This is a genomic window from Paenibacillus sp. Y660 (genome assembly GCF_057221575.1).
The window spans coordinates 303,320-328,183 of the sequence record NZ_JBXBBJ010000003.1; the positions used below are offsets into that span (position 1 = coordinate 303,320).

The 24,864-nt window shown below is 51.2% G+C and carries 22 protein-coding genes; 1 reads left to right on the forward strand and 21 read right to left on the reverse strand.

Annotated features, from left to right (window positions below):
- Position 1: 1 nt before the first annotated feature.
- The 18 genes from rsgA to AC2TDN_RS06510 all read right to left on the reverse strand — a co-directional run bounded on the left by rsgA (position 2) and on the right by AC2TDN_RS06510 (position 20,169).
- Complete coding sequence (rsgA, locus tag AC2TDN_RS06425; protein ID WP_484687349.1) at positions 2–967, reverse strand: ribosome small subunit-dependent GTPase A; 966 nt, start codon at positions 965–967, stop codon at positions 2–4.
- Entirely contained in the window at positions 927–3,023 is a 2,097-nt protein-coding gene (gene pknB / locus AC2TDN_RS06430) for a Stk1 family PASTA domain-containing Ser/Thr kinase (protein WP_484687350.1), read from the reverse strand. The genes rsgA and pknB overlap by 41 nt, the downstream gene beginning before the upstream one ends.
- Positions 3,024–3,028: 5 nt before the next feature.
- The gene (locus AC2TDN_RS06435) at positions 3,029–3,790 is read right to left on the reverse strand and encodes a Stp1/IreP family PP2C-type Ser/Thr phosphatase (protein WP_482065621.1); all 762 of its coding nucleotides are present in this window, start codon (positions 3,788–3,790) and stop codon (positions 3,029–3,031) included.
- A gap of 7 nt (positions 3,791–3,797) precedes the next feature.
- Positions 3,798–4,844, reverse strand: coding sequence for a dual-specificity RNA methyltransferase RlmN (gene rlmN, locus AC2TDN_RS06440; protein ID WP_484687351.1), 1,047 nt, complete (start codon positions 4,842–4,844; stop codon positions 3,798–3,800).
- Between the two features lie 100 nt (positions 4,845–4,944).
- Positions 4,945–6,462, reverse strand: coding sequence for a 16S rRNA (cytosine(967)-C(5))-methyltransferase RsmB (gene rsmB / locus AC2TDN_RS06445; protein ID WP_484687352.1), 1,518 nt, complete (start codon positions 6,460–6,462; stop codon positions 4,945–4,947).
- Positions 6,459–7,412, reverse strand: coding sequence for a methionyl-tRNA formyltransferase (gene fmt / locus AC2TDN_RS06450; RefSeq protein ID WP_484687353.1), 954 nt, complete (start codon positions 7,410–7,412; stop codon positions 6,459–6,461). The genes rsmB and fmt overlap by 4 nt, the downstream gene beginning before the upstream one ends.
- Before the next feature lie 4 nt (positions 7,413–7,416).
- Entirely contained in the window at positions 7,417–7,902 is a 486-nt protein-coding gene (def, locus tag AC2TDN_RS06455) for a peptide deformylase (protein WP_484687354.1), read from the reverse strand.
- Between the two features lie 42 nt (positions 7,903–7,944).
- Positions 7,945–10,437: a primosomal protein N' gene (priA, locus tag AC2TDN_RS06460; protein ID WP_482065625.1), complete on the reverse strand. Its 2,493-nt coding sequence runs from the start codon at positions 10,435–10,437 to the stop codon at positions 7,945–7,947.
- Complete coding sequence (gene coaBC / locus AC2TDN_RS06465; RefSeq protein WP_484687355.1) at positions 10,434–11,648, reverse strand: bifunctional phosphopantothenoylcysteine decarboxylase/phosphopantothenate--cysteine ligase CoaBC; 1,215 nt, start codon at positions 11,646–11,648, stop codon at positions 10,434–10,436. The genes priA and coaBC overlap by 4 nt, the downstream gene beginning before the upstream one ends.
- A gap of 151 nt (positions 11,649–11,799) precedes the next feature.
- Positions 11,800–12,324 (reverse strand): YfiT family bacillithiol transferase, encoded by a 525-nt coding sequence (locus AC2TDN_RS06470; protein WP_482065627.1) that lies wholly within the window; start codon positions 12,322–12,324, stop codon positions 11,800–11,802.
- Between the two features lie 120 nt (positions 12,325–12,444).
- The gene (locus AC2TDN_RS06475; RefSeq protein ID WP_484687356.1) at positions 12,445–12,609 is read right to left on the reverse strand and encodes a hypothetical protein; all 165 of its coding nucleotides are present in this window, start codon (positions 12,607–12,609) and stop codon (positions 12,445–12,447) included.
- Positions 12,610–12,662: 53 nt separating this feature from the next.
- Entirely contained in the window at positions 12,663–12,854 is a 192-nt protein-coding gene (locus AC2TDN_RS06480; RefSeq protein ID WP_482065629.1) for a hypothetical protein, read from the reverse strand.
- Positions 12,855–13,073: 219 nt separating this feature from the next.
- Complete coding sequence (gene rpoZ / locus AC2TDN_RS06485; RefSeq protein WP_053375625.1) at positions 13,074–13,283, reverse strand: DNA-directed RNA polymerase subunit omega; 210 nt, start codon at positions 13,281–13,283, stop codon at positions 13,074–13,076.
- 16 nt (positions 13,284–13,299) lie between these two features.
- A complete protein-coding gene (gmk, locus tag AC2TDN_RS06490; protein ID WP_482065630.1) occupies positions 13,300–13,917 on the reverse strand; it encodes a guanylate kinase in 618 nt (205 codons plus the stop codon).
- Between the two features lie 13 nt (positions 13,918–13,930).
- On the reverse strand, positions 13,931–14,191 hold the full coding sequence (remA, locus tag AC2TDN_RS06495) for an extracellular matrix/biofilm regulator RemA (protein WP_005548256.1): 261 nt from the start codon (positions 14,189–14,191) through the stop codon (positions 13,931–13,933).
- Between the two features lie 340 nt (positions 14,192–14,531).
- Positions 14,532–16,403, reverse strand: coding sequence for a bifunctional homocysteine S-methyltransferase/methylenetetrahydrofolate reductase (locus AC2TDN_RS06500; RefSeq protein ID WP_484687357.1), 1,872 nt, complete (start codon positions 16,401–16,403; stop codon positions 14,532–14,534).
- A gap of 30 nt (positions 16,404–16,433) precedes the next feature.
- On the reverse strand, positions 16,434–17,264 hold the full coding sequence (gene dapF, locus AC2TDN_RS06505) for a diaminopimelate epimerase (protein WP_484687358.1): 831 nt from the start codon (positions 17,262–17,264) through the stop codon (positions 16,434–16,436).
- Between the two features lie 121 nt (positions 17,265–17,385).
- Positions 17,386–20,169 (reverse strand): calcium-translocating P-type ATPase, SERCA-type, encoded by a 2,784-nt coding sequence (locus AC2TDN_RS06510; protein ID WP_484687359.1) that lies wholly within the window; start codon positions 20,167–20,169, stop codon positions 17,386–17,388.
- A 180-nt stretch (positions 20,170–20,349) separates the two neighbouring features.
- On the opposite strand from AC2TDN_RS06510, the gene AC2TDN_RS06515 reads away from it, so the two are divergent.
- Complete coding sequence (locus AC2TDN_RS06515; RefSeq protein WP_484687360.1) at positions 20,350–22,119, forward strand: Rqc2 family fibronectin-binding protein; 1,770 nt, start codon at positions 20,350–20,352, stop codon at positions 22,117–22,119.
- A 142-nt stretch (positions 22,120–22,261) separates the two neighbouring features.
- Here the strand turns inward: AC2TDN_RS06515 and AC2TDN_RS06520 are convergent, their stop codons facing one another.
- From AC2TDN_RS06520 to AC2TDN_RS06530, 3 genes are all read right to left on the reverse strand, one after another.
- The gene (locus tag AC2TDN_RS06520) at positions 22,262–23,149 is read right to left on the reverse strand and encodes a PHP domain-containing protein (protein ID WP_484687361.1); all 888 of its coding nucleotides are present in this window, start codon (positions 23,147–23,149) and stop codon (positions 22,262–22,264) included.
- Positions 23,140–24,051 carry a selenium metabolism-associated LysR family transcriptional regulator gene (locus tag AC2TDN_RS06525; protein ID WP_169083165.1) on the reverse strand — a complete coding sequence of 304 codons (912 nt, stop codon included), beginning with the start codon at positions 24,049–24,051 and terminating at the stop codon, positions 23,140–23,142. Before AC2TDN_RS06525 ends, AC2TDN_RS06520 begins: the two co-directional genes overlap by 10 nt.
- A 128-nt stretch (positions 24,052–24,179) precedes the next feature.
- Positions 24,180–24,617: a hypothetical protein gene (locus tag AC2TDN_RS06530; RefSeq protein WP_484687362.1), complete on the reverse strand. Its 438-nt coding sequence runs from the start codon at positions 24,615–24,617 to the stop codon at positions 24,180–24,182.
- Positions 24,618–24,864 lie beyond the last annotated feature (247 nt).

A 24,864-nucleotide genomic window follows, 5' to 3' on the forward strand; every position in this document is an offset into this window, starting at 1 on the left:
TTTAGTACCTCCGTTTTTTCTCTTTCATCTCCGCTAGAAACAGGAGGTAGTGATCATGTCTGCTTTTCTCGATTGCGCCGCTCTCAACCGCTGCGAGCACCGCACAGCCTGGCTCATGCACATGCGTGCAGCCTCTAAACTTGCAATTAGGAGAAAGCTCACGCATCTCGATAAAGCAGTAGCCCAAATCCTCAATCCCTAACTCCTGAAAATCCAGCTGGCTAAAACCTGGAGTATCCGCTACTAAGCCGCCGCCGATCTCAATGAGCTCGACATGCCTAGTTGTATGCTTCCCTCGCCCTAGCCTGTTGCTGATTGCATTCGTCTCCAGCTCTAAACCAGGCACGATCGCATTTAGCAGCGAAGACTTTCCTACGCCCGATTGGCCAGCGAAAACTGCCAAATGGCCCTTCAGCCTCTCTTGAAACGGCGCAATCCCTTCGCCAAGCAGCGAGCTTGTCCCAAATACCTCGTAACCAAGGGACCTGTATATACGATTAACAGAGGAAGCTGCAGCCTGCGCCTCCTCTGTCTCCAAACCGTCATTCTCCAAATCCTGTTTGCTCAAGCATAATACCGCCGGGATGCCCGCATGCTCGATATGGACAAGAAACTTATCGAGCAACTGCAAATTCAGTGCCGGCTCCGTAACGGAGAATACAAGAATCGCCAGGTCGATATTAGCTACAGGAGGACGGATAAGCTCCGACGTTCGAGGCAAGAGCTCCTCAACGGTTCCCTCCCCATTCTCCGTTAAGCTGTACATAACCACATCGCCGACGAGCGGTGTAAGGCCTCTGTTCTTAAACACGCCGCGAGCACGGCATTGGACCGTTGTAGAGTCCGATGCCGTATTTTCCGCTCGCACATAGTAATAGCCGCTGAGCGCTTTTACAATTGTCCCTTTGAGATGACCTTCTTTGCTGTTATGGCTGCTGTTGCTGTTGCTCTTCTTCAACTGGCTCATCGCTTTCGGTAACCTCCGTTTGTGCCGGAACATCCGTAGCTGGCACTTCTTCACCCGGAATGGTCAAGGTGGATGAATTCGAACCCTGCAATAATTCATCGTACGTAATCGTTTTGGTGTCGATAAACTGGTTATCGCGGTAAACCGTTACTCTAGCTTCTGTATCAGGCGCTAAAAGAACGGTAACAGGGAATGTTTGGGTACTCGTAATTTGCCGTTTATCCCACTCGGTATTTTCACCGCGCGCATCGGAATATACAATTTTGATCTCACTTGTCTTTCCAGCTACAGCCGGCGAGATCGTAATGTTGAATTGATGCTCCTTTGCATCCGCAGGCGGCCCTGAGCTTACTCGGATCGAAATTTTTGCCCCTTTGGATACATGATCCTTCGGTTTGTGCGGGTGTTGGCTAATGACAAAATCCTTCTGATGCAAAAAGCTAGGTTCGTACAAAATATCGGCGTCATCCAGCGTCAGCTCATTCGCCTTGATCAGATCTTTGGCTTCGGCGAGGCTCTTGCCAATTAAATTCGGCATTGGAACGGTCTCGCGGCCTTTGCTGACCATGAAATAAAATTCAACCGATTCCGGATTATATTGCTCCCCTGGCTTTGGCGACTGCTGAATTATCGTATCCGCAGCCTCCTCGCTGAACACCGATTCAATTTCGATCTGATCCTCTATTATGATGCCTAAAGCGCCAAGCTCATCAATCGCAGTCTGCAGCGGCTTGCCTACATAGTTGCCAAGCTCCTCAAGCTCCGGTCCGTCGCTGACTGTAATTTGAATAAAGGAGCCTTCCTTCACTTTCATGTTCGACTTAGTCTGATCAAGTACCTGATCCTTCGGAATTTCCTTGTTATGCTCGTGAAGGACCGGCTCTTCCACCTTAAGACCTTTGGCCTCAATCATTTGCCGCGCCACGGTTTCCGACTTGCCTACGACATAAGGCACCTCTACCTCCGCTACATCAATGAAGCCGAGCAGCGAGATAAAGCCCCAGATGATGAGACCCAGCACAGCTAGCGTGACACCAACGACAGTTAGCGGTTTCCTCCAGCCCTTTGACTTAGAAGCAAGCTCCTTATCGTGGATTTGCTCTTCCTTCTTCGCGTTGATCGGCCGCTCTCGCTCCTGGGAAGCTGCAGGTCCGATATCCCCGCGGATAGCAGGCATCACGCGTGTCTCTTCCAGATCGTTAACATGCGTAAACGTAATTTTGGGCTCCTTCAATCGCTCTGGACGCATGCAAGTATCCAGATCGACCAGCATTTCATGCGCGGAGTTGTAACGCTCGCTCGGATTTTTGCGCATCGCTTTAAGAACGACATTCTCCACGCTTTGCGGAATATGCGGATTAACGATACGCGGCTCCTCGAAATTTTCCTGCAAATGCTTCAAAGCAATGCTAATCGGACTTTCGCCGAGAAACGGAAGCTGTGCGGTCAGCATTTGATAAAGCACGATGCCAAGCGAATACAAATCAGACTTTTCTCCCGTATTAATGCCTTTCGCATGCTCCGGAGAAAAATAATGAACTGAGCCCATGACAGAGCCGGTCTGTGTAATCGTTGACGATGTAACCGCGCGCGCGATACCGAAGTCGGTAACTTTAACACGCCCGTTTTTGCCAATCAATATATTATGAGGTTTAATATCGCGGTGAATAATATGGTTCTGATGCGCGTGATCAAGCGCATCTGCAATTTGCATGGCAATACGCACCGCTTCATCTGTTTGCAACGGCGCACGCTCTTGTATGATTTCATTCAAATTGTGGCCTTCAATGTATTCCATAACGATATAATGCGTGTCCTCTTCTTGCCCTACATCATAAATGCTGACGACATTCGGATGAGACAGCGCAGCTGCTGACTGGGCTTCACGACGGAAACGGCGTATGAATTCCTCGTCATGCACAAATTGCTGCCGCAGCACCTTCACTGCGACCTTTCTGTTAAGCAGCACATCATGGGCTTTATATACAAGCGCCATTCCGCCGCCGCCGATACGTGTTAAAATCTCATAACGTCCGCCTAAATCCTGTCCGATCATCCTTGTCACCCCTCTCGATTCGTGCCAGCCGCTTCTTGCAGGAGAACGACCGTAATATTGTCGTCTCCGCCAGCATGCAGCGCAAGCTGAATGAGATGATCAGCTTTAGCTTCCAGCTCCAGCTGCTCAGTGGTGACCGTTAGCAGCATTTCCTGCTCGCTCACCATATTCGTTAATCCATCGCTGCACAGGAGCAGCACGTCTTGCGGAGAGAGCTCCACCGATTGCACTTCAATATCGACATGTGAATCCGTGCCTATTGCACGGGTGAGCACATTGCGGCGCGGATGGTGCGCGGCCTCCTCTATGCTGAGCTGGCCGGATTTGACCAATTCATTGACCAGCGTATGATCATTCGTAATTTGCGTGATGACGCCTTCGGTAATTTTGTAGGCGCGGCTGTCGCCAACATGTCCTATGATCGCATTATTCTGCTTAACCAAAGCAGCGACAATCGTAGTGCCCATATTGTGATATTGCTCATTGCGCGAGGCCAATTCAAAAACAGCCTCATTTGCTTGCGAAATGGCTTGCCTAATGAGCATTTTACCTTCTTGAAGAGACAGGTCAGACTTGGCTGCGCTTTGCTCCAGCATGCTGCGGAACGCGTCCACCGCTTTCTGGCTGGCTACGTCTCCAGCCTGATGTCCACCCATGCCATCAGCTACGATGGCAAGAGTGATCCCGTTATGCAATTGACTTACCCAAGATTGATCTTCATTGACATGACGAACCCGTCCGATGTCACTGCGGTTTGCCGTTAACAATCAGTCATCACCTCGCCTGAGACTCCATATGTTTCGCTCTTAATTGGCCGCATGCAGCCGCAATGTCATGCCCTTGCTCCCTGCGAATCGTTACGCTCACTTTATTTTTCTCGAGCACGCGTTGGAATTCAAAGATATCCTCGCGCGGCGTACGGACATAATTCCGTTCTGGCACATGGTTTACAGGAATCAAGTTGACGTGGCACAGCATTCCCTGAAGCACGTCCGCAAGCTCTTGCGCATGCTCCGCACGGTCATTGACGCCTCCGATCAATGCATACTCAAACGTAATTCTTCGGCCGGTCTTCGCAATATAGTTATGGCAAGCAGCCATTACATCTTCAAATGGGAAGCGGCGGTTAACCGGCATCAGCTTCGAGCGAAGCGCATCATTTGGCGCGTGGATCGATATCGCCAAGTTGATTTGTGTATTTTCCTCCGCGAACTTATACATGCTTGGCACAATACCGCTAGTTGATACAGTTATATGACGTTGTCCAATGTTTAGACCCTTCTCATGAATCATGATGCGAAGGAATGCCATCGTAGCGTCATAGTTCTCGAACGGCTCGCCAGAGCCCATAATAACGATACTGGAAACACGCTCTCCAGTAGCGTCAAGCATTTGCTGCGCAGTCACGACCTGAGCGACGATCTCGCCAGCAGTCAGATTCCGCTTCAAGCCGCCAAGCGTCGATGCGCAAAACGTACAGCCGATTCGGCAGCCGACCTGCGTGGTGACGCAAATGCTGTTGCCGTAGTTATGGCGCATGATAACCGTTTCGATCGCATGCGCGTCGTGAAGGCCGAACAGAAACTTAACAGTCCCGTCCTTCGATTCAAACTTCGTAATTTCGTTAAGCGTTATAATTTGAAAGCTTTCCTCAAGCTTTTCTCTAAGCCCTTTAGATAGGTTGGACATATCTTCAAAGCTCTTCACTCGCTTCACATACAACCAATCAAACAGCTGTCCGCCGCGAAACGCCGGCTCGCCGTTGTCTATCATCCATTGTTGAAGCTGCTCGAGCGTGTAGTCATATACGCATGGTTTCATTTCATCACACCTGTACCTTATAGTAGGGCGGCTAAACCGTTCCGGTCGCCGCCATCGATTTATTTTACCACAAACGCCCATGTTCAGCCATAAGCGCAGGTTATGGACGCTTTACCATCCTTGCAATATAGAAACCGTCACTGTTAAAATGCTGCGGCAGCAGCTGCGCTTGTCCATCGAATTTCTCGTCGATTGCGCCAGCTTTCTTGAGCTGATCTACAACGGCCTCGGGCCAATTGCGATCCAATTCAAATTCAGGATGCTCCTTCAAAAAGGTCGCGACTTGCCGCTCGTTCTCGTCCTTCTCGATGGTGCAAGTACTGTATACGAGCACGCCGCCAGGGCGAACCAAATCACACACTGCGCCAAGCAGACGCTGCTGAACGGCTGCAATCTCGGATACATCGCCTGCGGTTTTGGTCCATTTGATTTCCGGCTTCCGCCTAATAACGCCAAATCCAGAGCATGGCGCATCCAGCAGGACGGCATCCATCGATTGCGGCTTGAACCTTTCTGCCAGCTTAAGCGCATCCTCGGTAATGGCCTCGACGTTGCGAAGCTTCAAACGCTCGGTCTGCGTTACGATCAAATCCCGCTTATGAGCATGCAGGTCATTCGCCCATACTTTGCCCTTGCCGCCCATTAGCTCAGCCAGATGCGTGCTTTTGCCGCCAGGGGCAGCGCAGCAATCGAGCACCTGCATGCCTGCTTTTGGCGCTACGACCTCCGCGACCAGCATGGAGCTCTCGTCCTGTACCGTCCACATTCCGTCACGGAATCCGTCCGTATCAGCAAGATTGCCGCCTCGATTTATCGCTATGCCCGCAGGCGCGATCACGGACGGCTCTGCATCATAGCCAGCTTCCCTCAGAAGCTCTATTGCCTCTTCGCGTGTTCCGCGAAGCGTATTCGCGCGAACGCTGGAATGCGGATGATCGTTGCCCGCAGCGCAGATGGCCTCGGCCGTTTCAGCCCCATATGCGGCAACCCACCGGCTTACGAGCCACTCCGGATAGGAATGGCGAAGCGCGATTTGCACGATAGGATCCGCATGCTTAATCTCGGAAGCCAACAGTTCTCCGCGACCGCGGTCGATGCTGCGAAGCACGCCGTTGACCATGCCGGAGATGCCGGAATGGCCTCGCTTCTTCGCAATCGTGACCGCTTCATTCACCGCAGCATGCGCTGGGATGCGATCCAAGTACAGCAGCTGATAAGCGCTCATTCGAAGCAGCTGATGAACCCATGGCTCAAGCTTATGCAGCCCCTTGGAAACGAATCGGCTCAGCCAGTAATCCAGCGTCGCTTGCCGCTGAATCGTGCCATATACGAGCTCGGTCACAAGTCCGGCATCAGCCCGCTGAAGACCAGCATCCTGCAAGGTCCGATTAAGCTGCAAATTGCTGTAAGCGCCGGTCCCCGCAACCTTCACCAGCGTATCCATCGCCAGCTCGCGCGGTGATTTCGCTTTGCGAGAACCAGGCTGCTGCTGTTGCGAGGCCCCGGCAGGCTTGCTGCCGCCGACAGGGCGTTTATGGCCATGTCCAGCTTTAGGCTTTCCTTTGCCGCCATTGCTGCCGTTGCGATTGGCGCTAGGCTTCTGCGTGCTCTCCGTCATACAGCACCTCCGTCGCCAAACAGGGTGCCCGCTTCAAGACGCGCACCTTTCAGCCAATCCGATGCGTTCATCGCTTTTTTGCCTGCTGGCTGAATTTGCTCCAGCACCAGAACGCCATCACCAGTTTGAATTGATATGCCGCTGCTGTCTGCAGCTAGGACAGTCCCAGGGGCAGAAGCTGCTGCTTTCGAAGCTGCCGAAGGCACAGCACATTGCCATACTTTGAAAACCTCGCCATTCAAGTACGTGAAAGCCCCCGCCATCGGCGACAAGCCGCGAACTTGATTGAATATGGCGCGAGCGGACTTCGTCCAATCGATTCGCTCATCCTCGCGAGTCAAGTTCGGCGCATAAGTCGCCTGCTCGTCCTGCTGCGGCACTGCCTTCGCTTCCCCAGCGATGATAGACGGCAGTGTTTTGCCAAGCAGCTCCGCACCGGCGATGCTCAGCTTCTCAAACATCGTTCCCGACGTATCCTCGTCCGTAATCGGAAGCTCTGCAACACTAATCATATCGCCTGTGTCCAGTCCTTCCGCCATGTACATAATCGTCACGCCCGCCTTGCTCTCTCCATTGATAATCGAGCGCTGAATAGGAGCTCCGCCGCGATATTTCGGCAACATGGAGCCATGCACGTTAATGCAGCCAAGCCGCGGAATTTCGAGGAGCGCTTTTGGCAAAATTTGGCCGTAGGCAGCCGTTACGATAAGATCCGGCTCAAACTCCGCCACCGCTGCAACGGCCCCGCTGTTCCGCATCCGCTCTGGCTGCAGCACAGGCAGGCCAAGCGACAACGCCGCTTCCTTTACAGGCGGCGGCGTCAGCGTTTTTTTGCGGCCCTTCGGCCGATCAGGCTGTGTTACAACAGCGACAACATTGTACTGCTGCTCAAGGAGCAGCTTCAAAGAGGGAACGGCAAAATCCGGCGTTCCCATAAACACAATACGCATGAAGCTATTCGCCGCCTTTTCTAGCTCTTTCCGAAATGTCGTAGATGTTATCCGCCAAATCGGTAAACAAAATGCCGTTCAAATGATCGATCTCATGCTGAAATGCGCGAGCAAAGTAACCCTGTGCTTCAAGCGTAAACGACTCGCCGTCAATGTGCTGACCTGTCACGACTATACGGTCCGCACGGAGAACATCACCGTTTAGGTTTGGAATGCTCAAGCAGCCCTCAGGACCAAGCTGCTCGCCATCCTGCTCAACGATAACAGGGTTAACCATTGCGATCAGTCCGTTGTCATCGCCTACATCAACCACGATAACCCGCTTCGAAATACCGATTTGCGGCGCTGCAAGGCCTACGCCATCAGCGTCATACATCGTCTCCGCCATATCTTTTACCAGCTTTTCCAAATTGGAGTTGAATTTCGTTACTTCCTTAGCTACTTCCCGCAAAACCGGGTCTGGTTCTTTCACAATTATACGGATACTCATAGTATTCCCTTCCTTTACGTTCATTAAAATAGTAATAGCTATTTATAATATAACTTGCGGATCTACGTCAATACTGAACTGCACCTGACGCTGCGGCGGTCCGTCCGTGAATGACGTGAGCGCCTTGCGAACGAGAGCCGAAGCATCGATGTTCCCCCGATATTTTATCACACATTGAAAACGGTAGCGATCCTTCATTCTCGAAATGGGCGATGCAACAGGCCCAAGCACCTCGAGCGCTCTACTAAATCCGCTGTTCAGCGGAAGCAGTACGCCTTCATTCTCGGCCAACTCGCGCAGATCCGCAGCAAATCGTTCGCTGATCGATGATAGAAGCGGCAGCTGCTCATGAGACATCGTAACGAGGATCAGCCTGCAATAAGGCGGATAACCCATGGCGCTCCGATGCCGCAGCTCCTCGCTTACAAAAGCCGCGTAATCATGCTGCTGCGCCGTTACGACCGCATAATGCTCAGGCGCATAGGTCTGAATAACGACCTCTCCCGGCAAATGATGTCTGCCGGCGCGCCCCGCAACCTGCGTAAGCAATTGGAATGTTCGTTCGGCTGCGCGAAAATCAGGCAAATTAAGCGAAGTATCCGCCGCGATGACCCCGACTAACGTAACGTAAGGAAAATCGAGTCCCTTCGCTACCATTTGCGTGCCTAGCAGCACATCTGCTTTTCGCTCTCCGAACTGCTTCAGCAGCTTCTCATGCGAGTTTTTCTCCGTCGTCGTATCCACATCCATCCGGATCACCCGAATGCCCGGAAACAGCTTCGAGAGCTCCTCCTCAACCCGCTGCGTCCCTGTGCCAAAATAACGGATATGCTCGCTTTGGCAGGAAGGACAGGTCGTTGGCGCCTGCTCGGCATGGCCGCAATAGTGACAGCGGAGCGCGCGCGATTTCTGATGGTACGTAAGTGAAATATCGCAGTGCGGGCAAGCCGCCGTATAGCCGCAGGAGCGGCACATGACGAAAGTCGAGTATCCGCGCCTGTTAAGCAGCAGCACCGACTGCTCGCCGCGCTCAAGCCGCTCGGCAAGCGAGCTGTGAAGCAAGCGGCTGAACATAGAGCGATTGCCTTCTCTCAGCTCCTCGCGCATATCGATAACCGCAACGGGAGGCAGCGGCCTGCCGCCCACGCGGATTGGCATTGGCAGCAGCGCGGGCTCGCGGCCCTCATCACGGGCCGTTAACGGTCTGCTCGCTGCCGCAAACGACTCAAGCGAAGGTGTCGCCGAACCTAGCACAACCGCGGCGCCATGCTGCTTCGCCCTCCGCACAGCCACATCTCGCGCGTGGTATTTCGGGCTTTCCTCCTGCTTATAGGACGATTCATGCTCTTCATCGATTATAATAAGCCCAAGCCGTTCAAACGGTGCAAAAATCGCCGAACGCGCGCCAATCGCTACCTGCACCTGGCGGCTGCGAATTTTGCGCCACTCGTCATAGCGCTCGCCGTTCGAGAGCCTGCTGTGCAGCACCGCGACCGCATCTCCGAATCGTCCTTTAAAGCGCTCAACCATTTGCGGGGTAAGTGAAATTTCCGGGACGAGCACGATCGCTTGCTTCTCCTGCTCCAAGCAGAACTGAATCGATTGCAAATATACCTCTGTTTTGCCGCTGCCCGTTACGCCGTGAAGAAGCATCGTCTGCGGCTCGCCTGCATGAACGGCTCTCGCAATCCGATCAAATACGTCTTTCTGGCCTTCAGTTAGCTCGAGCGGCGTCGTTCTCTCGAATAAACGCCCTGCATAAGGATCGCGCTGCTGCTCGATCTCCTCTATGACAAGAAGCCCTTTCTCCGCCAAGGAGCGTACGCTTGCCGCTGAGCCCCCTGCCTCTGCGAGCAGCTGCTGCATTGGCAATGGGCCGCCGTGATCAAGCATATAAGCCAGCAATTCGCGCTGCTTCGCCACTCTTGCCGGCAAAGCCTCCATTTGCCTGCGGACTTCCTCCGCATCATCAGGTACGAATACGGTTAGAACCTTGCGGATCGCAAGCCGATCTTTGATCGAGGTTTGTTCTACCAGCACGCCCTCCCGAAGCGCAGCCTTCACTGCTTTCGCATGCTCTGGAAATCGCTCCAGCAGCACCTCCAGCTTTACGAGCTGTCCGCTCGCTCCTATCCATTCCGTCATAGCTGCTGGGAGGTCCTCCTTCGCCGCTTCCTCGTCCTGAATGCCGACAAGGCGCTCAGCCTTCCCCTTCAAAGCAGCCGGGATCATCGCTTGCAGCGCCGTTGTCCAAGAGCAGCAATACTTCTCGCTCATCCATTTCGCAAGCTCGATGAGATCGGGCAGCAGCGGCGGAACGTGATCGAGCAGCTCCGATATGGGCCTCAGCCGTTTCATGTCTACGTCCGTTGTCTCTGCAAGATGTGTGACGAATCCCTGCAATACACGCGGTCCGAACGGAACGCCGACGCGGCTTCCGACCTCGATCCAGTCTTCAAGCGCCGCAGGCACCTCATAATCAAACGGCCGATCCGTCTGGCGGCTCGGCACGTCTACAATGACTTTAGCAATCATTCGCCTCTCCCTCCAGAGGAAGGAAGACGCGCAGCAATCAACTCCAGCAAACGAGAGGCAACCTCGCGCTTAGACAAGAGCGGCATCGACTCAACAAGTCCCTCTGAAGCAAACACTTTAACGATATTCGTATCGCCGTTAAAGCCTGCCCCATCCTTGCTTACATCGTTAGCTACAATGAGGTCGCAATGCTTCCTTCGCAGCTTGTCCATCGCATAATGCTCAATCTGCTCTGTTTCTGCCGCAAAGCCAACAAGAAACTGATGCTTCTTTCGCTGTCCAAGCGTCTCCAAAATATCAGTTGTCCGCTCGAGCTCCAGCACCAGCTTCTCGCCGCTCTTTTTAATCTTCTGATCGCTGACGTTTACTGCCCGGTAATCAGCCACCGCTGCCGACTTCACTACGATGTCCATCTCGTCATAGACGCTCGTTACCGCCTCCAGCATTTGCTGCGCGGACGCTACTCGGATGACCTTTACGCCGGCAGGCGGAGCGAGCGAGGTACGGCCTGCGACAAGCGTCACATCAGCGCCCATCAGACGAGCTGCCTCTGCAATCGCAAATCCCATTTTGCCGGATGAATCATTCGTCAAATACCTTACAGGATCAAGCCGCTCCATCGTGCCGCCTGCAGTTACCAGCACCTGATTGCCTTTCAGCTTGCCGCCTTTGCCGAACCAAGAATCAATCGCCATAACGATGTCCTCAGGCTCCGCAAGACGCCCTTTAGCGACGTATCCGCAGGCAAGCTGGCCTGTGCCAGGCTCCACGAACATAACGCCGCGTGCTGCCAGCAGCTCCAGATTGCTCACAACGGCTGGATGCTCATACATATGCACATTCATTGCCGGAGCGATTAATACCGGACAAGTTGCTGCCAGCAGCGTCGTGCTGAGCATGTCATCGGCATGGCCTCCGGCCAGCTTCGCAATCGCATTGGCAGTAGCCGGAGCAATAACAATCAAATCCGCATGGTCAGCCAAATGAATATGCGATACGACCGAGGGATCTCGCTCATCGAATGTATCGGTATAGACCGGGTTTCGCGATAACGTTTGCAAAGTAAGCGGCGTAATAAACTTTGTCGCTGATTCCGTCATAATAACATGTACAACCGCGCCCGCCTGCACCAGCTTGCTGCATAGCGCTGCGCCTTTATAGGCTGCAATCCCGCCTGTAATGCCGAGTATAATCGATTTCCCTTTTAGCATGGTGTATCTCCCTATCAAGCGTAAACGGCTAAAGGCCTCCTTTGGCAGCAAAAGCTCGTTTCGCAATAAAAATGATAAGCCGCATGATGAGCGTCAGGCTTATCATTTCATTTATTTTCACATAAGCGATTCAACACGATTGTTCAAACGTCTACCAGTCCTTGCGTTCCCTCAAGCTCGTAATTTGAGCAACATGATGCTTGCCATGCCACGCGACGAATCCTAGAAAATTGGCCAATCCAATTTGACTGCCCTTCTCCGGATGGTAGAACATTTTATCAAAATCAGATGCCTCCATCGATCGAAGCAGCAATACTAAGCGTACATAAATGCCCTCTACAATCGCTGTGCTAACCTCTGGCGAGGCTTGCAGGCTGTCTGCCGTCTCCGCCCAGCGTTCTTCGTTAAATGGCTTGATGGTCGGATTGGGCTCTGTGAGCGCAAGCTTGAAGCGTGAGAAGCAATTCATTGAAGCATCCGCAAGGTGATGGACGACCTGGCGCACGGTCCAGCCGCCGCTCCGATAAGATGTATCTAACTGCTCATCGTTCAAATCTGCAAGCGCCGCCTTAAGCTGCCCTGGCAGCTTCTCGATGTCTGAAATCCACTGCTCGCGATGCTTTACGGTCATTCCCTCGAACGAGTACCTGCCAATTGGATAACGTAATTTGTCCATTCCGTTCCCTCCTGTTCATTCGTCCCTGAATCGTAAGTCCCACCATCTATCATAACATATGCAGCTTCAAAATCTAACCAGACCGATTACTTTTTATATGATAAAATCTACTTTCTATGCTTAAAAAATACCGTTTTTCAATTGATGCGCCATCTTGTAAAGCTCCGCAATATCGCTGCGGCCGATCTCCTCGAACCTTCTTACAGCCTCATCAAAGTCAACAACCTCAACCGCAATAACCTGCTCGCCATCCGGCGGGTTTAGAGGCTCGCAGACGAGTGGCATTTAAATCAACCGAAGAGCGTGTAATTTATGAGCTCTTCAATCTTCCTCTGCATTTATTTCATATTACTTATGAACTGCGCAACGCCAACAGAAATGGACATCACAACAAATACGATAAGAAAACCGATGGCAAACCTAGACCATCCTGATCTTTGACGTTTCGAATCCACTCTCAATTGCGCTACTTGACCTTCCAGCTCCTGCAGCGTTTTCTTTATTTCTTTAATTTCTTGATCGTTAGCCAATGTCATCAACCTCTCCAGCAGCGCTATTTATTATTGAATCCCTTATCGTGCTGTGTTTCATTGATGCTGCTATTAGTTTATCAAAAAAACGGCCCTCACGACAAAAAAGCTGCCCAAAACCGTAAAACAGCAATTGGTCAGCTTTCTTTCGCATTAGCATAAAAAAAAGAGCACCTACTTTGCAGTAGGCACTCTGTTCCTAGCTAACGAATATTTGGATTAATCCTCTTTGGTAGCGAGGTTTTCTACTTGGAGAATGTCGCCATAAATTTCTTCCAGCGCAACGCCTACATACTTGCGGGAGCGTGGATTTTTAAGCTCCGACTTGTCTCCATTGCGGAGCATGCGAGCGCGTCTGGAAGCCGCTACAACAAGCGTGTATTTACTGTCAACTTTTTTCACCATTTCGTCAATGGACGGATATAACATCGTTCATTCTCCTCACTCATGCTTTCTCAATTGCGGCAACCATACCCGAAACGTAAGGCAAATATCTTTCTCTGCGGCAGTGCTCCGCAATCATGATGCTGCGAATACGATCGCAAGCAGCATCTATCTCATCATTCAATACCGCATAGTCGTAGTGGCCGAGAAAATTCATTTCCTCTACCGCTACAGACATGCGATTATTGATCGTATCCAAGGTTTCCGTGCCGCGGCCGGTAATTCGCTGCTTCAGCTCATCCAAGGATGGAGGCAACAGAAATACGAAAATGCCTTCGGGAAACTTTTGTTTCACCTTGAGCGCTCCCTGCACTTCAATCTCCAATATAACATCCTTGCCGCTTGCCAAAGTGAGTTCCACGAAATCACGAGGCGTTCCGTAGTAATTACCAACATATTCAGCATGCTCCAAAAGCGCGTCTCGCGCAATCATATCCTGGAACTGCTCTCTGCTTTTGAAAAAATAGTTAACGCCTTCTACTTCACCCTGACGCGGCAGTCTGGTTGTTGCCGACACCGAATATACCAGCTCAGGAACCTTATTACGAAGAACGGAGCAAACCGTTCCTTTGCCAACCCCTGATGGGCCGGACAATACAATTAGCAATCCCTTATCCATATTACTCCCCGTACTATTCGTCGTTATCGTCGTCCTTAGTGGATAATCGGTGCGCAACCGTCTCAGGTTGAACAGCCGATAATATCACATGATCGCTATCCGTAATAATAACAGCGCGCGTGCGGCGTCCATATGTTGCATCAATAAGCATATGCCTATCGCGTGCCTCTTGAATGATTCTCTTAATCGGAGCCGATTCCGGGCTTACGATTGAAATAATGCGGTTTGCTGATACAATATTACCGAATCCGATATTAATAAGTTTAATAGCCAAGCCTGGTTCCTCCTCCGCCTACGGTCTTCCCTGTGCATCTGCCTGCAAATGTTCAAATACTCGTTTATATTTTATAAATGTGAATACGACAAGTTTGCGTTCTTGCCAAAAACAGACAGAACTACTGCACTATTGTTGACGAAAAAAGTGCCGGACATACGTCCCGAAGCACGCTAAAGCATATGCCGAAGCCGATGCTCGGCAGCCTGTCCTTGCCATGCAGTGTAAGCGAGGCAACAGTATCCATGCTTTATTTTAATTGATTTCTTACAAACGAACAAGCGAAAATGCGAAAACAAGCAAAAAAGCTTGATTTTCGCATTTATTTCAGCCTATTTGGCTACACACGCTCTGTCTTCTTCCACACGTATTCCGTGAGCTGAACGCCCATATCATAGAACATAAACGGTGTTATTAAATATATTCCTTTAAAATGAGGCAAAGCCGCGTCGAGCAGCTCCTTCGCGATTTGCACGCCTTCCGCACGGCCCGCTTCGCCTTCTAGACCCGACATCCTCTGACGAACCTCATCGGACAGCTGAATGCCCGGCACCTCGTTATGCAAATACTCAGCGTTCCGACCGCTTGCCAGCGGCATGATGCCGATAAATACAGGTACCGATAAATGCTTCGTCGCCTCTGCCATCCTCTCAATCAAGCCCGGATCATAAACAGGCTGGGTCATAATATAGTCCGCGCCTGAAGTGATTTTGCGCTCAAGTCGCTGAACAGCCTTATCCAAGTGCTTGACATTCGGATTAAATGCCGCGCCTACTACGAACTTCGCCTTTTGCTTGAGCGGCTTGCCCGAGAAGGCCGTTCCGTCATTCAACTGCTTGATCATCCGAATCATTTCGAATGAGGTAAGATCATAAACCGAGCTTGAGTCCGGCAGGTCGCCGAACCGGGCTGGATCACCCGTTACAGCCAGCACATGATCGATATCGAGCGCATCCAATCCCATCATATGGGACTGCGTCCCGATCAGGTTGCGGTCGCGGCATGCGATATGAACGAGCGGACGAATGCCTACTTTCTCCTGCAGAAGCGCCGCTAGCGCAATGTTGCTCATACGAGTAACCGCAAGCGAGTTGTCTGCCATCGTGACTGCATCCGCCTTCGCTTCCTTCAGCGCTGCCGCGCCATCCATAAACTTGCGGATATCCAAATCACGAGGCGGATCAAGCTCAACGATGACCGTATGGCGCTTTCTCACTAGATCAACGATTGACGGCTCCTGCACCGCAACCTTCTGAGGTGCAGCTTCCGCTTCTGCCGGCTTCTCAACAGGCTTTACGACAATCTTCTCGATCACAGCGGCTGCCGAAGCTTGTTCGAGCTTAGGAATATAACCGTCAAGTGCTGCAGCTATCGCCTTGATATGCTCAGGCGTCGTTCCGCAGCAGCCGCCAATCAGGCGCGCGCCGCGATCAGCGAAGCGCTGGGCTGACTCTGCAAAGTATTCCGGGCCAGCGCTGTACGCATATTTGCCATCAATATAATCAGGTATGCCCGCGTTCGGATATACCGATAACGGCAATCCAACTGGTCCTGCTATCGAATCAATCGCTCTCATAATTCCGTTAGGGCCGCTGCGGCAATTAAAGCCTACAACGTCAGCCCCAGCCTCTTGGAGCTGATCAAATGCCCCTTTCATCCCATTGCCATCCTGCGTGCGGCCAACATCCTCGACCGCAAACTGGCAAATGACAGGCACGTTGGATGCCGCTCTCGCAATGCGAAGAGCAAGCAGCATTTCATCAAGATCGTAAAACGTTTCGAGCAGGAGCCCGTCCACGCCCTCGTCAAGAAGAGCATGCATTTGACGCTGGTAGGCTTCGATTACTTTTGCCGTTCGCAAATTTTTCAGCTTGCCGTCACGAATAGAGCCAACCGCGCCTACGACATAAGCGTCATCGCCGATCGCTGCTCGAGCAACGCGTACGCCCGCACGGTTGATTGCATCCATCTCGCCCTCCAAGCCATATTTGGAGAGCTTCTCCAAATTAGCCGAGAACGTATTCGTCTCAATGACACGCGCACCAGCCTCGTAATAGCGGCGGTGAATGTTCTCGATGACATCGGGACGAAGCGTATTAAATTCTTCATAAGAAACGCCGACAGGGAACCCCATCTGATAAAGATAGGTTCCCATCGCGCCGTCCCCGGTCAAGATACGCTGCTGGAGCGCTTCCCGCAAATCCGGTTTCATTATTTTCATACCACCCATCTGACGCTGCTCTTATAACGAGCCGCGGAATGATACCGCAGCCGGACCAGACATGTAAACGTGATTGTCGGACTCGTTCCATTCAATGAGAAGATCGCCGCCTTTAAGCGATACGGTAGCCGTCCGATCCGTTGCGCCGGTCAATACCGAAGCGACGACCGTTGCGCATGCGCCGGTACCGCAAGCAAGCGTTGGGCCCGCGCCGCGCTCCCAAACGCGCATGTCGGTATGGGAACGGGAAGTAACCGTGACGAATTCTACATTGATTTTGCGAGGAAACAATGGATGCGTCTCAAGCTTGGGTCCCCATGTGTTCAGATCAAAATGAACAGCATCGTCTACATAGATCACGCAGTGTGGGTTGCCCATCGATACAGCGGTGAAACGGAATTCTCGTCCATCCACCTCAATCGGATGCTCAATGACACGCTCGGCATCGACGGTTGTCGGCACTTGAAGGCCACTCAGAATCGGCTCTCCCATATCAACGCGGACCGATGACACTTCGCCGCCTTGAACAGTAAGCTGCACCTTTTGAGCGCCGGCGCCGAGCGTTTCGATCGTAATCTCTTCTTTATCGGTTAAGCCATTATCATAAACGTATTTAGCTACGCAGCGAATCGCATTGCCGCATTGCTCTGCTTCAGAGCCGTCGGAATTGATAATGCGCATGCGGAAATCCGCGAGCTCCGAAGGCAGAATGTAAACAAGTCCGTCAGCGCCGATTCCAAAAAACCGGTTGCAAAGTCGGATGGCCAAATCCGCCACATCATCAGGAAGCTGCTGCTCGCCTGCAAATACGATAAAGTCATTTCCTAAACCGTTCATCTTTGTAAAATTCATCTGTTAGCCCTCTCCTTGCCGCATCTCTAGGTATAATAAAACTATCATTATTTCCTAATAGCATACCGCAAAGCAAGGAGAAAGGCTATTCATAATTTGTATCATCATTTGTATTTTTATGTTATCTTGCCGCGGTTTGAGGACCAATCGGCCATTTTGTTTTGTTGTTGTTTTTCTTCTTCGTGCCAAGCACGCTGCCAATCCCCATTACGAAAGTCGGAATTCCGGCTGCTACAAAGACGAGACACCATTCACGGAAGTTGAGCGGAACGGTTTTGAAGATCGGCTGCAACGCTTCAATATAGAGCACGCCGATCATGAGCAGCAGCGATGAGAGTACGGCGAGCACCAAATATTTATTTTGAAACGGATTGCGGTGGAAAATAGAGCGCGAGCTCCTGCAATCGAATACGTGAATGAGCTGTGCCATAACTAAGGTCGCGAAAGCTACTGTCTGCGCCTTCATGAGCTGCGCAGCGCTGCCTGGTGCGTCATGCAGCGTAATCCAGAATGCTCCAAGCGTACAGACCCCGATCAAAATGCCGCGGCTGATGATTTTCCAGCCGAGCCGGCGCGAGAAGATGCTCTCTTTGGCCGAACGCGGCTTCTGCTGCATCAAATCCTTCTCCGCCTGATCCACGCCGAGCGCCATCGCCGGCAAACCATCCGTGACCAGGTTGACCCATAAAATTTGAATCGGTACCAGCGGAAGCGGAAGCCCCGCCATCATCGCTAGAAACATGACGAGAATTTCACCGACGTTCGAAGCAAGCAAATACCGAATGAACTTGCGAATATTTTCATAAATGCCTCGTCCTTCTTCGATTGCGGCTACAATCGTCGAGAAATTATCGTCGCTCAGTATGAGCGCAGAAGCTTCCTTCGACACATCCGTTCCGGTGATGCCCATTGCGATGCCGATATCAGCCGCTTTTATCGCAGGAGCATCATTAACGCCATCCCCCGTCATAGCAACAACATGCCCTTGGCGCTGCAGCGCCTTGACGATCCGCAATTTATGCTCTGGCGAGACGCGCGCGTAAACGTAAATATTGTCCACGAGCCGGTCAAGCTGCTCGTCGTCCATCGCTTCCAGCTGCCTGCCGCTCATTGCGATGCCGCCGCGCGGCATAATGCCGAGCTGTCCAGCAATCGCTTCCGCCGTCAACTGATGATCTCCGGTAATCATAACTGTCTTGATTCCCGCGCGTCTGCAGTTTGCTATCGCTTCCTTCACCTCGCGGCGCGGCGGATCGATCATGCCGGTCAAGCCGACAAAGACTAGCTGGCTTTCGGCGTCGCTCTCCGACTCGCATACATCACCGGCACGCAAATCACGATAGGCAAGTCCTAGCACGCGAAGGGCCGATTGCGCCATTAGCTCGCCTGCCTCCGCACACTTGCGTTTTAATGTGGCGGTGAAAGGCACAACCTTTCCTTCCCAAAGTACATACGAGCAGTGATCCATGAGAAGATCAGGAGCGCCTTTCGTACAGACGAGACGTCCGCCCTGATGCGCCACCACGACCGACATCCGTTTCCGCTCCGAATCGAACGGAAATTCCTTCTCCCGCTTATAAAGCTGCTCAAGCGCCTTGGCGGATGAGCCCAGCTTGGCAGACAGGACGGCTAGCGCACCTTCTGTCGGATCACCCTTAAGCACCCATTCTTCTTGAACTTCCTTGCTCTTGCGTTTGCCCGTTTCCGCTGACTCAACCTTCACGATTTGAGCGTTATTGCATAATGCGCTAATTTGAAGAAGACGTTTTACAGATTGATCATGCTTAATATCAAGGGCGCTGCCCGCTTCATAAATAGCACCGGTCGGATCATAACCCTCTCCGCTTACCTCAAGCTGTCTTCCGCCAATCCACACATGGGTAACCGTCATTTTGTTTTGCGTCAGCGTTCCCGTCTTGTCCGAACAAATAACCGATGCGCAGCCAAGCGTCTCAACGGAAGGCAGCTTGCGAACGATAGCCTTCCGCTTGATCATCCGCTGCACGCCAAGCGCTAGTGCGATCGTCACGATTGCCGGCAGCCCTTCCGGAATCGCTGCAACGGCTAAGCTTACGCCGGCCAGGAACATGCCATACGGAGGCTGACCATGTAAAATTCCTGCTGCGACAACCATAATCGTCAGTCCTACCGCAACGACGATCAAAATTTTGCCCAGCTGCTCCAGACGGTGCTGCAGCGGTGTTTCCATCGACTCCGTCTGCTCGATAAGTCCCGCAATTTTGCCCATCTCCGTATCCATGCCCGTACGAATGACAACAGCTCTAGCCGTTCCACGCGTGATCATCGTACCCATGAACCCCATGTTGCGCTGATCACCGAGCGGCAGATCATCCTCGCCAATAGCCGCGGCATGCTTCCCGACAGGCACAGATTCCCCCGTTAGAGCCGATTCCTCGACATAGCAGCTATTCGCTTCCAGCAGACGAACGTCAGCCGGAATCCGGTCTCCGCTTTCCAAATAAATAAGATCTCCGGCAACAAGCTCCTTAGCCGGGACAGTCAGCAATTCCCCGCCGCGTATAACTTTTGCAGTTGGGGCTGACAATTCCTTGAGTGCCCGCAAGGAGCGTTCCGCGCGAAATTCCTGAGCGAAGCCAAGGACTGCATTAAGGGCGATGATCGCGACGATCGTAATCGCGTCCAAATATTCGCCAAGCAAGCCAGAAATCAATGTCGCTCCCATTAAGACGAGCACCATAAAATCTTTAAATTGATTAAGGAACAGCAATATCGGCGAAACGCGCTTCCCCTCGGTCAATTCGTTCCGTCCATGCTTCTCCAGCCGCTGCGCCGCTTCCGACGTCGTCAGCCCTTGATCTGGGGAGCTGACTAACGCATCAACCAGCTCAATTGTCCCCATTTGATGCCATTTCATTTGTTCCATGGTATAACTCCCTCCCGTAATATGCCGAGCCAAGCAGCAACGACGCCGGCCCCTCGGACAGCCTTTATAGGGTAAATGTATTCGGACAGCCCATAAAATATCCCATCAAGGACTTAAGTTTTTGTCTCAACTATGGCATGATAGAGAAAGAAAGACCAAGGAAGCGAGGAACTATACACCATGGCATTAGACGGTATCGTCACCCATGCGATTACGCATGACCTGCAGCGCTGCATTGGCGCGCGTATACATAAAATCCATCAGCCTACCGATCACGAGCTTGTTTTCAGCATTCGCGGCGCCGGAACGCAGGGCAAGCTGCTGCTGTCCGCCAATCCAACCTATCCCCGTGTCCACTGGACTACAGGTACTTACGTCAACCCAATGGAAGCGCCTATGTTTTGCATGCTTCTTCGCAAGCATTGTGAAGGAGGCATGATCGAATCCATTCGCCAAATCGGACGCGAGCGGATCATTCATATCGAAGTGAAGCACCGCGACGAGCTCGGCGACCTATCAAACAAAACGATAGTAGTCGAAATTATGGGGCGTCACAGCAACATTATTTTGATGGACCCATCAACGGGCATCATTCATGACGGCATTCATCATGTCACGCCAGCAATCAGCAGCCATCGCATCGTGCTGCCCGGCAGCAGCTACACTTCGCCGCCTGAGCAAGGCAAGCTTGATCCTTTAGCCATAGAGAACGAGCAGCAGTTTCTAGATGCGCTTAGCGACACCGACGAGACTGCCCCCTTGTACAAAAGGCTGGTGGACAAGCTTAGCGGCTTCAGCCCGCTTCTCGCGAAGGAGCTTGTGCACCGTGCGAGAATTGACGCAGCAGAGCAAGCAGGTGAAGAAGCTGCATCGCAGCAAGGTCTTGCCGCATTATGGAGCAGCTACTCCAGCTTTATAGAGCAAGTGAGGAAGGATCGGTATACGCCAACGATCAAAACAAACCCGGACTCCGGCAAATCATTTTTCTCTATTACGGAGCTTACGCATATAGAAGGTGAAGCTGTTGTTTTTCCAGACATAAGCGCTTGTCTTGAAGGCTTCTATGGCAATAAGGCGGAACGCGATACGGTCAAGCAGCGCGCTGCGGATCTCATTCGGTTCGTCCAAAATGAAAAAGCTAAAAACATTTCAAAAATTAAAAAGCTTGAGGATACGCTCGTTGAAGCGAAGGATGCGGAAAAATATAGAGTGCTCGGCGAGCTGCTAACCGCCTATATGCATCAAATAAAGCGCGGCGACACAGCCATTGAGCTCGTTAACTTTTATGATGAGGAGCAGGCTTTAGTCAAGATTGATCTGGATCCGCAGCTTACGCCATCGGACAACGCTCAGCGGTATTTCCGCCGATACACGAAGCATAAGAACAGCTTGTCCATCGTTGCCGAGCAAATGGAGATCGCGCGTACCGAAATCCAATATTTTGAATCGCTGCTGCAGCAGGTCGACAACGCCTCGCTTGGCGACATTGGCGAGATTCGCGATGAGCTCGTTGAGCAGGGTTATATGAAGGAGCGCGGCCGGCGCGGTCCGAAGAAGAAAAAAACGCTTAAACCGACCTTGCTGTGCTATACCTCCTCTGAGGGAGCAACGATATATGTCGGCAAGAACAATACGCAAAATGAGTATTTAACGAACCGGCTCGCAGCGCCTTCCGATACATGGCTCCATACGAAGGATATCCCAGGGTCGCATGTTGTGATTAGAGGCGGCGGCTTCGGCAATGCTACGCTTGAGGAAGCCGCGATGCTATCCGCACATTATAGCCAAGCCCGCGACTCAAGCTCGATTCCGGTAGACTACACGACGATTAGACATGTTCGCAAGCCGAATGGCGCGAAGCCCGGCTTCGTTATTTATGACAACCAGAAGACGTTATACATCACGCCTGACGAGCAGCGCATTAAATCGCTTGCAAGCGAATTAAAGTAAACAACAGGTTATAGAAGCATGAAAAAAACACGGCCGCTTATTCTTTTGGAATAAGCAGCCGTGTTTTTTTGGCGCAGCTCCTGCTATCACCCGCATGCATGAATGACTGACTGAACAGTCTCAATTTGCTCGGAACGCCTTCCTATGATTCATTTTGTTCTTTCCACCAGGAAGGTTCAAGCTGCTGAAGCACTTTTGCTTCTACCGTACGATTGCCTATTTCACCATGAAAAATAACGCCTTGACGCGAACCATGAAAATCCGAGCCGCCTGTCGCAATTAATTGATATTTCGCTGCGAGCTGCGCATATCGGCTTTCATCCTCAGGGTTGTGATCCGAGTGGAACACTTCAATCCCTTGAACGCCATAGCGAATAATTTCCTCGACTAATGAATCATTGCCATATAACCCCGGATGCGCAATGACGCTGGTGCCGCCAGCTTCGCGAATCCAATCCACCGCTTCAAACGGATTCAGTCTTGGAGGATTGACATAAGCCGCAGCACCTGTTTTTAAGTAACGGTCAAATGCTTCTTTCATATCGGAAACAATGCCTTTGCTTACAAGCACAGCAGCAATATGCGGACGACCGATACTAACAGCTGCCGCCTGCAATGTCTCCAGGTTAGTGTTGCCGTGCGCCGCAGCTATGACCTCCTCCATCGTGACCGCTATTCCGAGCTCGTTCAGCTTATTAAGGATCATTTCATTCCGTTGATCTCTTAATCCACGGAGGCTTGCAAGGCGTGTTAGCCACTTCTCGTCGTCGTTATTGGTGTAATAGCCAAGAATGTGAATATCCGTCCCGCTTGCAACGGTGCTCACTTCAACGCCGGGTACAACTATAATACCTAATCGTTTCCCTTCCAGCATCGCTTCCGCTACGCCAGCAACGGTATCGTGATCGGTAATGGCAATTGCCGCAAGACCCGCCTTTTTTGCCAACCGAACGTTCTCAGCTGGTAATTGCATGCCATCGGAAGCAGTCGTATGTGTGTGCAGATCGGCAAGTCCGTTAATTATAGCCATTGCTGCAAGTCCCTCTCTCTTAAAAAGGATAAAAAAGTGACGGCGGATATCGGCAAAATGGCTGATTTCAAGTAAATCGAATAAAACTGCCGTTGAAACTTCGAATCCGATACCTTAATCATTCGAATTAAATCGAGTGCCACCTCATGCTTTACGGATGAGGATGAAATGAAGGAAATGCCTAAGCCAGCTTCAACCGCTGACTTCACGGCACCCGTGCTTCCCAGCTCCATTACGATTTTCATAGAAGCGGGATCGATGTTTTTGTTTCGCAGCTGTTCTTCCATCACAAGCCTAGTCCCCGATCCTTGCTCCCGCAGCACAAAAGGGTATTCCATAACTTCCTCTAACGTAACGGAAGCCCTCTCCGCTAATGGATGCGATTTGGACACGATTAATCTCAGCTCATCGCTCATCACCGCTTCCATATGCATATCCGGATGATTTATAGGAGCCTCGATAAGCCCAAAATTGAGCTGATGATTCAAAATATCCTCCATAATTTGCGAAGTATTCATAACCTTCATGCTTATTGAAATATGCGGATATTCTTGACCGAACGGACCGAGCAAGCGCGGCAAGATGTACTCGCCAATCGTTAGGCTTGAGCCGAGCTGGAGTCTTCCCTTCAGTTGTTTCGTGAAAGCTGACATCGCCTGGTCCGTATCACGAATTAAATCGATGCTGCGCTGGGCGTAAGGCATAAGTGCCCGCCCCGCTTCTGTCAGCTCAATGCGTTTCGTAGAACGCTGCAGCAGCTTCGTACCGAAATAATCCTCCAACGACTGTACTTGCATCGTGACAGCGGGCTGTGTCATATGTAAAGATTGCGCCGCAGCCGAGAAGCTGCCCCGTTCCGCAACCGTACAAAAAATATGCAGTTGATGAAAATTAAGCGCCATGAACCAATCATCCTTTCTTCTGGTCAATATTATACTACATAGCTTGTACAGAATCTTACAACCCCAACAAAAAAGCATGCAATCTTTTGCAGATTGCATGCTTTATCCATTTATAAAGGTATAAAGTCCTATTTACGTTTTCTACTGCTCTTCACAAGAGTCATTCGCCTAGAATGACGAAGCCATGAATAATAGGATTTCAGATCCCTGAGCTCAATGGTTTCTGACATACGTCCCAGAAAGGTTACGATGATCATCTTATGTAAAGGAAGTCCGGTAATATCCGTCTCCGTTAATGATTCTGCAAATTCAGCAACAAATACAAGATCATCGTCAATAAGATAAACATCCTGTTCGTTGCGGTAATAAGGCTCGACCCGTCCTTGCTTCAGACATTCCCATAGAAATTCAGCAATGTCCTCAAAACCGGTTTTCTCGCTTTCGATCCGGTCTAACCAGCGACTTTTGGCATGGTTCGTAATTGCGATATCCGCAACTTTCTTATCACCCAGATCAATATAAAACGACTCATATGTGCTCCATCTTCTCGTCATTTTATCTTTCAATCCGCAACCTACTCCTTCCAAGGAACCAGGGCTTTTATACTATGCATTTTATTCCATTTTACCACGATTGTCCGATATTACAACAATAAATTAAAGTCAGACCATTTTTGTAAGTATTTGGCACACTAATACAAAAAAGACGCTCCTCAGTATTATTTCTCACTGAGAAGCGCTTGATATTCGCAAGAATGTAATATTTTACATTATTACACAAACTTAACGAACGATGCAACTAAATTTCAGTCGG